This window comes from Enterococcus sp. LJL98 (assembly GCF_054871745.1).
This window is the reverse complement of record NZ_JBTXLU010000008.1, coordinates 81,116-94,088: the sequence shown is the minus strand read 5'-3', so window position 1 is coordinate 94,088 and position 12,973 is coordinate 81,116. Positions and strand designations below refer to the sequence as shown.

15 protein-coding genes are annotated in these 12,973 nt (G+C 40.4%); 6 read left to right on the top strand and 9 right to left on the bottom strand.

All coding sequences use genetic code 11. From position 1 onward, the window contains the following. Positions 1-276, bottom strand: coding sequence for a 30S ribosomal protein S16 (gene rpsP / locus ACYSNO_RS07875; protein WP_461730525.1), 276 nt, complete (start codon positions 274-276; stop codon positions 1-3). A 174-nt stretch (positions 277-450) separates the two neighbouring features. Between rpsP and ACYSNO_RS07870 the strand changes: the two genes are divergently transcribed. Further along, entirely contained in the window at positions 451-1,005 is a 555-nt protein-coding gene (locus tag ACYSNO_RS07870; RefSeq protein ID WP_461730566.1) for an NADPH-dependent FMN reductase, read from the top strand. Positions 1,006-1,060: 55 nt separating this feature from the next. Here the strand turns inward: ACYSNO_RS07870 and ACYSNO_RS07865 are convergent, their stop codons facing one another. Further along, complete coding sequence (locus tag ACYSNO_RS07865; RefSeq protein WP_461730524.1) at positions 1,061-2,089, bottom strand: glycoside hydrolase family 18 protein; 1,029 nt, start codon at positions 2,087-2,089, stop codon at positions 1,061-1,063. A 178-nt stretch (positions 2,090-2,267) separates the two neighbouring features. Here ACYSNO_RS07865 and ACYSNO_RS07860 point away from each other — a divergent pair, with 178 nt between their 5' ends. From ACYSNO_RS07860 to ACYSNO_RS07850, 3 genes are read left to right on the top strand one after another with little or no spacing between them, the layout of a single operon-like run. Further along, positions 2,268-2,654, top strand: a complete 387-nt coding sequence (locus ACYSNO_RS07860) for a GntR family transcriptional regulator (protein ID WP_461730523.1) — start codon at positions 2,268-2,270, stop codon at positions 2,652-2,654. Further along, positions 2,651-3,544, top strand: coding sequence for an ATP-binding cassette domain-containing protein (locus tag ACYSNO_RS07855; protein ID WP_461730522.1), 894 nt, complete (start codon positions 2,651-2,653; stop codon positions 3,542-3,544). Before ACYSNO_RS07860 ends, ACYSNO_RS07855 begins: the two co-directional genes overlap by 4 nt. Then, positions 3,537-4,757 carry a hypothetical protein gene (locus ACYSNO_RS07850; protein WP_461730521.1) on the top strand — a complete coding sequence of 407 codons (1,221 nt, stop codon included), beginning with the start codon at positions 3,537-3,539 and terminating at the stop codon, positions 4,755-4,757. Before ACYSNO_RS07855 ends, ACYSNO_RS07850 begins: the two co-directional genes overlap by 8 nt. Before the next feature lie 81 nt (positions 4,758-4,838). Here ACYSNO_RS07850 and ACYSNO_RS07845 read toward each other — a convergent pair whose 3' ends face one another. The 4 genes from ACYSNO_RS07845 to ACYSNO_RS07830 form a co-directional block, all read right to left on the bottom strand. Then, positions 4,839-5,027 (bottom strand): CsbD family protein, encoded by a 189-nt coding sequence (locus ACYSNO_RS07845; RefSeq protein WP_461730520.1) that lies wholly within the window; start codon positions 5,025-5,027, stop codon positions 4,839-4,841. Positions 5,028-5,119: 92 nt separating this feature from the next. Further along, a complete protein-coding gene (ffh, locus tag ACYSNO_RS07840) occupies positions 5,120-6,547 on the bottom strand; it encodes a signal recognition particle protein (protein WP_461730519.1) in 1,428 nt (475 codons plus the stop codon). A 17-nt stretch (positions 6,548-6,564) separates the two neighbouring features. Next, positions 6,565-6,903 (bottom strand): putative DNA-binding protein, encoded by a 339-nt coding sequence (locus ACYSNO_RS07835; protein WP_461730518.1) that lies wholly within the window; start codon positions 6,901-6,903, stop codon positions 6,565-6,567. Positions 6,904-6,905: 2 nt separating this feature from the next. Continuing rightward, a complete protein-coding gene (locus tag ACYSNO_RS07830; protein ID WP_461730517.1) occupies positions 6,906-7,364 on the bottom strand; it encodes a 2-thiouracil desulfurase family protein in 459 nt (152 codons plus the stop codon). 123 nt (positions 7,365-7,487) lie between these two features. Between ACYSNO_RS07830 and ACYSNO_RS07825 the strand changes: the two genes are divergently transcribed. Both ACYSNO_RS07825 and ACYSNO_RS07820 read left to right on the top strand, forming a co-directional pair. Next, positions 7,488-8,201: a response regulator transcription factor gene (locus tag ACYSNO_RS07825; RefSeq protein ID WP_461730516.1), complete on the top strand. Its 714-nt coding sequence runs from the start codon at positions 7,488-7,490 to the stop codon at positions 8,199-8,201. After that, entirely contained in the window at positions 8,194-9,936 is a 1,743-nt protein-coding gene (locus ACYSNO_RS07820; protein ID WP_461730515.1) for a sensor histidine kinase, read from the top strand. Before ACYSNO_RS07825 ends, ACYSNO_RS07820 begins: the two co-directional genes overlap by 8 nt. A 65-nt stretch (positions 9,937-10,001) precedes the next feature. On the opposite strand, the gene ACYSNO_RS07815 is transcribed toward ACYSNO_RS07820, so the two are convergent. From ACYSNO_RS07815 to ACYSNO_RS07805, 3 genes are all read right to left on the bottom strand, one after another. Then, a complete protein-coding gene (locus ACYSNO_RS07815; protein ID WP_461730514.1) occupies positions 10,002-10,889 on the bottom strand; it encodes a phosphate ABC transporter substrate-binding protein PstS family protein in 888 nt (295 codons plus the stop codon). A 167-nt stretch (positions 10,890-11,056) separates the two neighbouring features. Further along, on the bottom strand, positions 11,057-12,232 hold the full coding sequence (locus tag ACYSNO_RS07810) for a pyridoxal phosphate-dependent aminotransferase (protein ID WP_461730513.1): 1,176 nt from the start codon (positions 12,230-12,232) through the stop codon (positions 11,057-11,059). Between the two features lie 116 nt (positions 12,233-12,348). Next, complete coding sequence (locus ACYSNO_RS07805; RefSeq protein WP_461730512.1) at positions 12,349-12,912, bottom strand: type II toxin-antitoxin system Phd/YefM family antitoxin; 564 nt, start codon at positions 12,910-12,912, stop codon at positions 12,349-12,351. Between the last annotated feature and the right edge of the window lie 61 nt (positions 12,913-12,973).

Genomic DNA, 12,973 nt, shown 5'->3' with positions numbered 1-12,973 from the left:
TTATTTCTTAGTGAATTTTGCTTCATGGTGTTTTTTCATAACGCCTTCTTTAGAAAGGATGTTACGAACGGTATCTGAAGGTTGTGCACCTTTTGCTAACCAATCTAAAATTAAATCTTCTTTAATTGTTACTTCAGCTGGATCGGTTACTGGATTGTAAGTACCCACTGTTTCGATGAAACGTCCATCACGAGGAGAACGAGAATCTGCAACAACCATACGGTAAAAAGGATTTCTTTTTGAACCCATACGTTTTAAACGAATTTTAACTGCCATTTATATTACACCTCCATTAGTTTTAATCACAAGAACTAATATACCAAACTTTCCCCGAGGTGTAAAGAGTTTTTTCTTTACACCTTCACTTTTTTTAATAAAAGCGTTTTATTTGCCATTACCTCGAATTAGTAATAAAATGAAGCTATCAAAGAAAGTTGGAGGAATGCAATGATGACAAGAAAAATTGGTTTTATTGTCGGTAGTTTACGTGAAGGTTCTTATAATCGTAAAACTGCCGAAACATTTGAAAAACTTTTCGAGAAACATGCAACGGTCGGTTACTTAGAAATCGGGCAACTCCCTTTTTACAATGAAGACCTTGAAACAAAAGAAAATACTCCTGATACTTGGACTGCTTTTCGTCAAGAAGCGGCAAAGTATGATGCCTTTGTTTTCTTTACGCCTGAATACAATCGCTCCGTGCCTGCCGTGCTCAAAAATGCCATTGACGTTGGTTCTCGTCCCTACGGTGCAAGTATTTGGGATGGTAAACCGGCCTTGGTCGTTTCCGTCTCGATTGGTGCGATTTCTGGCTTTGGTGCAAACCACCATTTACGTCAATCACTCACTTTTGTTAATATGCCTACCTTGCAACAACCCGAAGCTTACGTTGGCAATGTGACTCAATTATTAGAAGCCACCGGTGAATTCCCTGAAAATACGATTGGTTTCTTCCAATCAATTACAGATGCCTTTTTAGATTTCACTGACAAGTTGGTAAAATAACCTAAAATACAAAAATTCCTAACTGACAACGACGGTCGGTTAGGAATTTTTGTTTTTATTTCAATCGATCGGTGGCAGCAGTCAATAAGTCACCTGTTAAGTCTAAAGAGTGTTCCCAGTACATGAGGCCACGTAAATTTCTCGCTTTCACATAGTCTGCTTTGGCTGCCATCGAACGCGGGTCGTCGTAAGAAATAAATCGCGTGCCATCAAAATAATAAGGAGCTTGTGCTTGGTCATCCCAAAAAATCGCTTCAGGGTTCGCTGCCAAAATATCTTTCAATTGATTGTAGTCATACGTATTGCCACCAAAACTTGTCGTTTCTACGCCGACTGGATCGATCGTTCCTGCAGGAAAGCCTGTCCAATAGCGACAATAAAAAGCCGCACCAATGACGATTTTTTGTGGATCAATCCCTTTTTTCATTAAGTGATTGACCGACGCTTCGGCACTTAACTTGCCTTCTTTTTTGGAATAAGAAAGCAAGTTTGTATGATGCCCAGCAACTTGGGTAAAGCTACCGCGCATATCGTAGGTCATTACATTCACAAAATCTAAGGAATCAATGTAACGATATTCACCGTCTGGACTCATCGTTTCTAATAGCTCTTCTGCTGCACCAATCGCTGCCGTGAGCAAATAAGTTTCTTTTGTTTCTTTGGTTAAGGCATTTAAAGCAGCTCTTAATTCCTGCACAAAATACAAATAATTTTGTGCATCGTCCTCAGATGCCGCAATCCCGGCAACATCCATCCCTGGATATTCCCAATCTAAATCAATGCCATTAAAAGCATATTTTTGCATGTACTGTACCAAATTCGTAATTAAAAGTTCTCTAGTTTCTTTGGTCGCGACCGCTTCTGAAAAACCACCCGCACTCCAACCACCAATACTAATACATGTTTTTAAATGTGGGTATTCTTCTTTCAATTCATTAATCAAATGAATTTTTTTCAAATCACGGACAATTTCCAGTCCAATGATATTGGCAAAAGCGTAGTTAATAATCGTTAACTTTTCTGCTGGAATATCTGCCTTCGTCCATTCTTTGTTATCATCTAAATAAGCAATTACTTCAGTCATTTGGCCACCTCGTCTTCTTTCTTTTCTTAAGAATAAAGAATTTCCTGAGAGGAAACAATGGAATTTTTTAGTTTATTTGAAAAAAAGCTTGCATTATTTTAGTGTACTAGGTATATTAGTACACACAAAGTGTATGAGCTGAACTAGAACACCTAGTATCACTCAGAGAGGAGTTTCGATGGTTAAGATTGATAAAGAAAGTAGCCGACCCTATTATGAGCAATTAGTCATTGGCATCAAAGAGGATATTTTACAAGGAATTTTAGAACCTGGCGATCAAATTCCCTCTGTGCGGGAAATGGCGAAAAAACTACTCATGAATCCCAATACGATTAGTAAGGCGTATAAGGTATTAGAGTCGGAACAAGTATTAGTCACAGTCAAAGGAAAAGGAACCTTTGTTAAACAAATAGAAAGTGGGCCTAGAGATTTGAGACGTATCAATGAATTACAACAACAATTCAATGAACTGATTATTGAAGCAAAACACCTACAAGTCACTGAAAAAGAAATCAGACAGTGGCTCAAAGAAGCTGAAGAAAAGTTAGGAGGCAACGAAGCATGAAACTCGAACAAGTGGGAAAAAACATTGATGGAAAAGAAATCATCAAAAACGTCAACTTCATTTTACATCCCAATGAAATTGTTGGCCTCATTGGTCGAAACGGTTCAGGAAAAACCACCCTCTTTCGGACGATCAGTGGACAATATACACCGGATCATGGTGAAATCAGTATTTATGGGACCAACTTGGCCATTGACCCTCGTCAAAGAGAAGAAATCTTTTACATTGATGAAAAAGAAAATTTCCTAAACATGTACTCCTTAAAGAAAATCAATCAATTTTATCAAGCAGCATATCCAAAATTTGACCAAGATTTATTTATCGCCCTTATGAAACAACATCAATTCCCCATTAATTTAAGTTACCGTCGGATGTCGAAAGGCATGCAAGGTCTTTTCCAAATGATTTTAGCGATTTGTTCGAATGCTACCTATCTTTTACTTGATGAACCTTTTGACGGCTTAGATGTCATTGTTCGTAAGCAAGTCATTGGGCTGCTTTTAGAAAACCTAAGTGAAACCAACCGTATGGCCTTAATTGCTTCCCATAATCTAAATGAATTAGAAGGGCTCATCGATCGGGCGTTGATTATTAAAGGTCAAACAATTATGCAAGACTACCGATTGGAAACCCTACGGCAAAATGCACGGAAAGTGCAATTTGTTTTTAAATCAAAAAAAGTGCCGGATATTGTGAAAGAGCATTCCAAAGTGATCGATATCCAAGGTCGTGTCATCAATGCCCTCTTTGAAAACTACACGGAAGCACTTGAACAAGAAATCCGTTCTTTTGAACCGATTTTATTTGAAGAATTACCATTGACCTTGGAAGACTTATTTGAAGCAAATTTAAGTCAAGAGTCAATGATTGGAGGACCAAACAATGGATAAACAACTACGAAAAATCTATGATGCTCGTTATCGAACCCCGTTATTTCTGTTAATTTTGGGAATTCTCCTGCTGTACCTAGGCAGTGGAATCTTGCAGGTGAGTAACTGGAAGAACACCAAAAACTATTTAGAGTCAACCGCATTTGTTGAAGAATTTAACAAAAAACCTGAATACTATGATATCGGTTATGACAACGAAATGGACCAAGTCATCTTGCCAAAAAACATTGAAGAGTATCAAACTTATTCTTTACAAGTTTATCAGCAAAGCTTTATTGCTGACCCAAACGATCCTTCTGAAAATGTGTTTGGCGATCGTTACCAAGCGGGTGTCTCCTACTGGAAAAAATTTGATGCTCACTTGATTAACCTGAGCGCCTATCTGATTTTTCTTATCGGTTTCTGCTTGTTCTTTATTGATTTAAAAGGCAATTACAACCAATTTCTCTTTTCACTTTCATGGACGAAAAAGGCGCTCTTTCAAGGGAAAATCCGATATTTCGCCTTGCCCTTATTCGCCACTCTTGCACTGAGTATTTTAGGGAACATTTTGCTTACAGCTACTTTTATCCCTCAAAAATATATGAATGCAACCTTGCTACAACTGCTTTATTCGGGACTTAGCCATTGGATGTTCCTTGCTCTAGCTTTCGCTGGTGGCCTACTACTGGGCACCTTACTTGGAAATCTCGTCCTTGGCCCAATCGTCGTAGGACTTGTCCTCGTTTCTTTCCTAACAACGAGTGACTTATATGGCGAAGTCACACAGCTGATTCATTACTTTACTAGTAAAACCATTTGGTTTGATTTCGAATCATTCTTTGTGATGTTGCCTGGAAAAACCGGGACACCTTGGTGGGCCTTGCTTTCTTATGGTGCACTGACTGTTCTTGCACTTTTTTTCGCGGAAAAAGTTTATCAACAAACGTCACTTGAAAACAATGGGCAAATGTTAACCGTGCCGACTTTACGTCTACCTGTTTTTATTATTTTAACTCTTTTATCGAGCCTTTGGTTTGTCCTGCCTTTTGCCAATTGGAGCTATTCTCTCGTTAATCGTGAACACAATGCTCCCTCCATTGTCTCCAGTAGCATTATTTTCATCTTTTGTCTTTTGACTAGTCTCTTTCTCGTTTATATTGATGTACTTCCTAAACATTGGGACCGTTTCATGCGTCAACGGGCTTTCAGAAAAGCAAACGGACGTCTTTAAAAAAGAAAAAGAAAGAACCCTTGGGAGCAAAATCGAAGCATCGCTTTCAAGGGTTTCTATTTTTAAATCATTTGCAGTTTTTTATTTTTTCTTATCCTTATCTAGTAAGTCGTTTACCTTCTCGCTGACACCTTCTACTGCATGTTCCACTTTTTCTTTCAGGTCACCAACTTTTTGTTCCAACTTCCCTTTCAATTCTTCTGATTCATCACCAGTGACTTTTCCTTTCACTTCAGTGACTTTTCCCTTTACTTGGTCTTTATTTGGCATTTGGCATTCCTCCTTTTATTACATGATAGCGGTTTCTTTTTTATTTATCAACTAAAACGGTTTGAGAATCGAATCATTCTCAAACCGTTTGTTTATTTTTTCTTCTTTTTACGCATTTTCTTTTTATTCTTTTTAACCATTTGGTTCATGGCCATTTTCCCTAGTTTTCCTTTGATTCCTGTTCCAAACATTTGGTCCATACCAGGGATGGCATTCATATTGCCTTTACTCATTTGCTGCATCATTTTTTGTGATTCTTTAAACTGCTTGATTAAACGATTGACCTCAACCACGCTATTTCCAGAACCGGCGGCAATCCGTCGACGACGACTTGGATTTAACAAGTCTGGGTTTTCCCGTTCAGCGTTGGTCATGGAAAGAACAATCGCTTTTTTACGTGCGACGTCTTTTGGATCGACTTTAAAGTTCTCCATCCCTTGTACTTGACTCATCCCAGGAATCATTTTTAGTAAATCTTCCAGTGGTCCCATGCTCATAACTTGGTCCAATTGTTCAATAAAGTCATTAAAATCAAAAGTGTTCTCGCGCATCTTCACCGCAAGTTCTTCCGCTTTCTTCTCGTCAAAGTCTTGTTGGGCTTTTTCAATTAAAGTCAACATGTCTCCCATACCTAAAATACGGCTCGACATCCGATCTGGGTGGAAGACTTCAAGGTCCGTCAGTTTCTCACCAACCCCGGTAAATTTAATTGGTGCGCCTGTAACGGCACGAATCGACAGGGCCGCTCCTCCACGAGTATCCCCGTCGAGTTTGGTAATGACCACCCCGGTAATGCCTAATTGTTTGTTGAAGCTCTCTGCCACATTAACCGCATCTTGTCCGGTCATGGCATCGACAACGAGTAAAATTTCATTCGGTTGGGCAATTTCTTTAATTTGAGCGAGCTCTTCCATCAAATGCTCATCGACATGCAAACGCCCAGCCGTATCAATTAAGACATAATCATTTTTCTTTTCATGAGCGAGTGCCATTCCTTGACGAACAATCTCAACTGGACTAACCTCGGTCCCCATATCAAAGACGGGTACGTCTAATTGCTGTCCTAACACTTTCAACTGATCAATCGCTGCTGGTCGATATACGTCTCCAGCAATCATCAGTGGACGGGCTTTTTCCGTCTTCATTAAATGATTCGCTAATTTTCCAGCAAAAGTTGTTTTACCAGCCCCTTGTAAACCAACCATCATAATCACTGTTGGAATTTTTGGTGATTTTTCAATGCCAACGGTTTCAGAACCAAGGGTTTTCGTTAATTCTTCATCAACAATTTTCACAATTTGTTGCGCAGGAGACAAACTTTCAAGAACTTCAACACCAATTGCCCGTTCTCGTACATTTTTTGTAAATTCTTTTACGACTTGTAAGTTTACATCGGCCTCAAGTAATGCCAGTCGAATTTCACGCATCATTTCTCGAATATCGGCTTCTGTTACTTTTCCTTTACGGCGCAAACGCCCCATCGCTTGTTGCAAGCGGTCTGTTAAACTCTCAAATGCCATTTTTTTCTCTCATTCCTTTATTCATCAATTTCTTGTAGTTGTTTTACGTAAGTTGCTAAAGTGGTATCTTTCGGATAATGTCCTTTCAGATAGACGTCCAGTCCAGTTAATAATTCTTCACGCAAGACGTAGTCAGAGTAAACGTGCAGTTTTCTTTCATAATCTTCGAGTATTTTTTCTGTTCGTTTAATATTATCATAAACAGCTTGACGACTCACCCCGTACTCTTCGGCAATTTCACCTAAAGAATAGTCGTCTGCATAATAAAGTTCCATGTAGTTCATTTGTTTTTCCGTTAGAAGGGTGGCGTAACATTCAAAAAGAGCATTCATCCGATTCGTTTTTTCTACTTGCATCTTCATCCCTCCTCTTGTAACCACTGTGTTTCAGAATACACCTTGATGCCTTGGTTTAAGAAATAGGCCGTTGCGACACCGACACCTTGTTTTTTCGTCCCTGAAAAGGTGCCATCGTAAATCCATTGGCTGCCACAAGAAGGGCTCTTTTCCTTTAAGATGAGTGTCTCAATTTGTTGCCTTTTGAGTTCCTGATAAGCGCGGATTGCACCTTGTTTAAAAGCTTCGGTCACATCTTCTTGCTGATTCGTCACGACTTTTGCCCGCCCTTGCCAAACAGCAAAACCGTCGCCACCGACAATCTCGGCTGGATCACGAGGAATCGGCAGGCCGCCCAACACTTCTGGGCACACAGCAATCGCTTGATTCTTTTGGAGTAACACCTGGATTGCCTCTACTGTTTGGTCACGTCCATCATAACGAACCGGACAACCACCCAAACAAGCACTCACACCAATCATTTCCTCACCTCTGTTTCTTTGCAGTCGAGATTCATTATACCATTTAATTGCTGACTACCATAGTGCTTACACCGATTTCATGCTAAAATACCTTTGAACCATTAAATTCAAAAGGAGTGGCTTATGAAAAAAGTTTTAGTTGTTGATGATGAACCATCAATTGTTACTTTACTAACTTTTAATTTAGAAAAAGAAGGCTATCAAGTGACCTCGGCGATGGACGGTGCAATCGGCTTGCAACTGGGTCTAAATGAAGCCTTTGATTTCATTATTTTAGATGTGATGTTGCCTTCAATGGATGGCATTGAAATTATGAAACGGCTGCGTCAAGAAAAAATTGACACCCCCATTTTAATCTTAACAGCCAAAGATGATCCCATTGACCGCATCTTAGGGCTGGAAATTGGCGCCGATGATTATTTAGCCAAGCCTTTTAGTCCACGGGAAGTACTTGCCCGAATGAAGGCCATTTTTCGACGAATGGAGCCGCGTCATGCGGAAGAAAAAACGATGAACGAGGGAGAAAAAACACTGGTCGTCGGAGACATCCAAGCTGATCTTGCAACCTATCAAGTCACCGTCGCTGGCCAGCCGGTCATCTTGACGCCAAAAGAGTTTGAATTATTAACTTATTTTATGCGTCGAAAAAACCATGTCATCGACCGCGATACCCTATTGAATCAAATTTGGAATTTTGATTTTGATGGACAAACACGGATTGTCGATGTCCATATTAGTCATTTAAGGGAAAAAATTGAACCCAATCCAAAAACACCACAATACCTTTTAACCATTCGTGGATTCGGCTACAAATTCCAGGCACCAAGCCATGGATAAAGTAAAGCCACGCTCGTTGCGCTTCATTTGGGCGCTTTTGCTATTTTTTCTCTTTTCTCTTAGTTGGTATTTTATTCATACATTTTATGATCAACAAGTGATCTCTCAACAAACCAACTACCTTGAAAAAAAAGCCGATTTGTTTCTTGAACTTTCAAATGGAGAATTATCAAAAATTGAGCAACTTGCGACAAAGAAAACACTCGGGGAAGAAGAACGTCTAACGGGTCTTGATGCCAAAGGGAACATTCTCTTTGATACCTTTGACCCACGTTTACAAGGCGAGCGTTCCGATCGACCAGAAATTCAAGCCGTACTCAAAAATAATTCCTTAGGAAAATCGCTGCGAAAGAGTCCAACCTTGGATAAAAAATTGCTTTACGTCGCAGTCCCGATTAAGAAAAAAAACGAATTGCTTGGGATCTTACGGATTGCAGAACCCGTGACTGCCTTTTGGCCAGAAGCAAGACAAATGAAACAAGGCATCTTCCTCGTTTATTTTACCCTTTGTTCGCTCGTTTCTTATGTTCTTTATAAAATTATCCAACGGCGCAATCGGCCAATAGAGACGATTCTACCGGTTCTCAAACGAATGATTGCCGACCCTGCCCATGCCGAAACGATTATTGCGGATACTTCTCAGTGGGACGAGCTTTATCAAAGTGTCAATCAAGTGAGTCAAGGATTGAGTCAGACCTATCAATCCTACCAAGCCACCGAAAAACAGTTTTACTTTCTTTTAGAGGAGTTAACGATTGGCGTCTTTTTACTAAATAGTCAACATGAAATTACCTTTATGAATCAAGCGCTGAAAGAGCAACTGGGTGTCTATCTTGACCTTTTGGAAAAAGAATCCTTTGAAAAAGTGATTGTCGAACCTGAATTGATTCAAATGGTCTATCAACTAACAGAGAAAACGCCCTTTATTCATCAAGAAATCGTTACCCAACATTGGAAAAAACGACTGGCCATTTCGCTGAGTTATTTTTCAGAAACAGAGCAAATTTTAGGTGTTTCCTATGATTTCACCCGGATTCACCAACTAGAAAAAATGCAAAAAGATTTTGTCGGGAATGTTTCCCATGAACTGAAAACACCGATTACTTCTTTGATTGGCTTTACCGAGACATTACTTGATGGGGCAAAAGAGGACCCTGAAACATTGACGGCCTTTTTAACCATCATGCAAAAAGAAGCGCATCGTTTAGAAAAGCTCACACAAGAAATTATTCTGCTCTCAAAAGGCAGCGAAATTACTTACGAAAAGGAAAGAATCCAATTACAACCTTTTTTCACACAGATGATTGAAGGGTATCAAACAATGATTCAAGAAAAAAATCTCCTTGTGACCATCGAGGGTTCGCAAACTGCGACATTTGAAACGCCGCTCGCTTTGTTTTATCCGATTTGTAAGAATTTAATTGAAAATGCCCTACACTATTCTTTGCCAAACGGAAAAATCGGTATCCAATTTTCCCAAGAGCAAGGGTTACATTTTTCCATCCAGGATTTTGGTATCGGAATTGCAACAGAGGACTTGGCACGCATTTTCGAACGTTTTTACCGGGTTGATAAGGCGCGAACTCGAAATACTGGTGGCTCAGGGATTGGCCTTGCCATCGTCAAAGACTACGTCGAACGACTTAGCGGAACGATTACTGTAAAAAGCCATCCAGGGATTGGAACGACCTTTACCGTCTACTTACCAATCATTGAATCCGTGACTGAAAGCTAAAAGAAAACCTTTACGAATCGTGGCATTTCATGCCCCTTCCTTTCGTAAAGGTTTTCTTTTCTTGTTTATTTATTTGTTACTTCGCCTGTAGCACTTCGTTCGACTTGCATCTCTGTAATCGCGATATAGCCCAAATCCTGAACGACGCCTTGTTGCACTTCATCTGAAACTAAATAATCTAAAAAGACTTTGACTTCAGCAGTCGGCTCTCCTTTGGTATAGACGTGTTGGTAAGACCAGATTTTCCAATCGTTTGTTTGAATCGTTTCATTCGAAGGTTGAACACCATCTAAAGCTAAGGCTTGAATTGAATCATCCAAGTATGATAAAGCTAAATAGCTGATTGCTCCTGGTGTTTCCGCAACAATTTTTTTCACGGTTCCTGAAGAATCTTGTTCTTGCGATTGAATACCAACCGCTCCATTTAAGCCCCACTCTTCAAAAGTCGCTCGCGTCCCACTGCCTGATGCACGGTTCATCACGACAATTTCTGTGTCTGCGCCGCCAACTTCTTTCCAGTTCGTGACTTTCCCGGTAAAGATATCGATCAATTGTTCTTGTGTAATGTCGGTAACGCCAACTTCTGGATTGACTACTGGCGCCATCCCAACGACTGCAACCAGATGATCCACAAGTTCATCGGCTGGAATTCCTTCTTTTTCTTCTGCAAAAACATCTGAGTTGCCCAGCGTGACGCTCCCAGCAGCCACTTGACTTAAACCAGTCCCACTGCCACCACCTTGAACGGAAATCTCATAATTTGAATGCGCTTCTTGAAACTTCACACCCGCACTATCAACGAGCGGCTGCAACGCAGTAGAACCGACAGCAATAATTTTCACCGGTTGATTTTTTTCATTTGTTGTTGAACCTTGACTTTCATTTCCTTGCCCACTTGCACAGCCTGCAGCAAGTGCCGCAATTGTTAGTAAAAATAAACTCATTTTTTTCATTTACTTGTTTTCCTCCTTCTGTATTACTTCTCTACTTTACCAAGCTTCTGTAAAGGACGGTTTCATTCTATGTTAAGATTCACTCGGAGTTTGTAAATTTTGGGTAAAGAAAAGAAAAAGGCCCAAAAGTTCGTTCGAGATCAAACGACTTTTGGACCTTTTAACTTTCATTCTTTCGTTTCTTGCATATATTTCGTTAAACGACGCATTGCTTCTTCTAATGTTTCTAGACTTGCTGCATAGCTAATCCGAACAAAGCCCTCGCCAGCTTGACCAAAAGCCACTCCTGGAATTAAGGCTAATTGAACTTTTTCTGCTAAATCAACACAAAAGTCCATCGATTTTTGTTCGTAGCCAGCGGGTATTTTCGCAAAGAGATAAAAGGCACCACTTGGTTTTGCGATTTCAAAACCGAGTCCGCGCATGGTTTGATACACAAAATCACGACGAACAAGGTATTCTTTTTTCATCTCTTCCCCTGAGTTCATACTCGTTGTTAATGCAACATAGGCTGCCTTTTGTGAAATCGTACTTGCAGCAGTCACTAAATATTGATGGACTTTTACAATCTCTTGAACGAGCGCTTGCGGGCCAAAAATAAAACCAATCCGCCACCCCGTCATCGCATGCGATTTGGATAAGCCATTGATGACAATCGTTTGTTCTGGCAAAAACTCTGCGAGTGACGTATGGGGCTCATCGTAGACCAACTCGCTATAGATTTCATCACAGAGGACAAAGACAGAATACTTGGCTAAAACTGCGGCCAAACCTTTAATTTCTTCACGACTATAAGTCACACCAATCGGATTACTTGGGTAATTTAGAATGACTGCTTTCACGTCCTTGCCATGTGCTTGAAGCGTTGTTTCGAGCAATTCAGGCGTTAAGACAAAATTTGTTGCACTCGTATCCATCGGAACACTTTGCGCATTTGCCAAAGTGATGACGGGTTCGTAACCTGGATAGACAGGTGTTGGCAACAAGACTTTATCGCCTGGCTCCAAAATACTTAAAAGCGTGGCAGAAATGGCTTCGGTTCCACCTACCGTTACTAAGGCCTCTGTTTGCCAATCGTAGTCGAGATGGTATTTCTTTTTCATAAAGGCACAAGCAGCTTCACGCACTTCGGGCAAGCCTGCCATCCCCGTATAGTGACTGAAATTTTGTTCGATTGCTTGGATGCCGGCGTCTTTAACAGCTTCAGGCGTATCAAAATCAGGTTCCCCGAGTGTTAACCTTAAAACATTTGGAATGGTGGATACACGCTCGTCAAATTGACGAATTAACGAAATGGCAATCTGATTGACTTGCGGATTAAAACGGTCTTGTAGTTTATTCATAGAGGCCTCCTAAAAAGTTCATTGCTGTTATCTTACCATAAAGAAATTGTATGATGCGAGTTTTTTGCCGTAAAAAAGAAAAAGAACCACTCCCCAAGGTTGCGGTCAACTTTTTCTTAGGATTCCTCTTTTAAATGGATTCGCTTTACAATTAATTTATCAAATAACTGACTCTGATGATCCGGTTCGCCAATGACTTCTGCGACAATTTGCTTGCCGTCATGTTTGCCACGCAATTGGTACACCATTTTCCCGGTTTCTTTGAGCTCATCGATCATGCCGACTACGCCACCAAAGCCACTTTTTTTAGTAATAAAACCTAAAGTAACCATGCGTTCATCCAAGTTTTTGGCAGGAATCAAACTGCCAGTGACGATTTTTTGTCGCATCTCATGAACGAGCGAATCCAGTCCCGCAACAATGGGTTCTTCCATTGCTAAATCGGGTGTGTCTGCTGACTCGATGGGGGTTTCTATCGTCAAACTTTGTGCACGTTTTTCTTCTAACTCTTGTAACAACGTTTCATACTGTTCTTGCGTTAGCATGACTCCGGCAATTTTTTCCCGGTTAAAGACATAGACACCGGTCTTTGCGTCACGGGCTTGTTGAAAGACATCCATCGGAGACTTTTTTACTTCGGTAATCGAAGTTGTCGGCACTTCTAATTTTTTTAACGTCATTCGTTTCACTCCTTCTTTCGCCCTTCCATTATAGCATAATTCCCGTCAGCTTCTGTGTTTT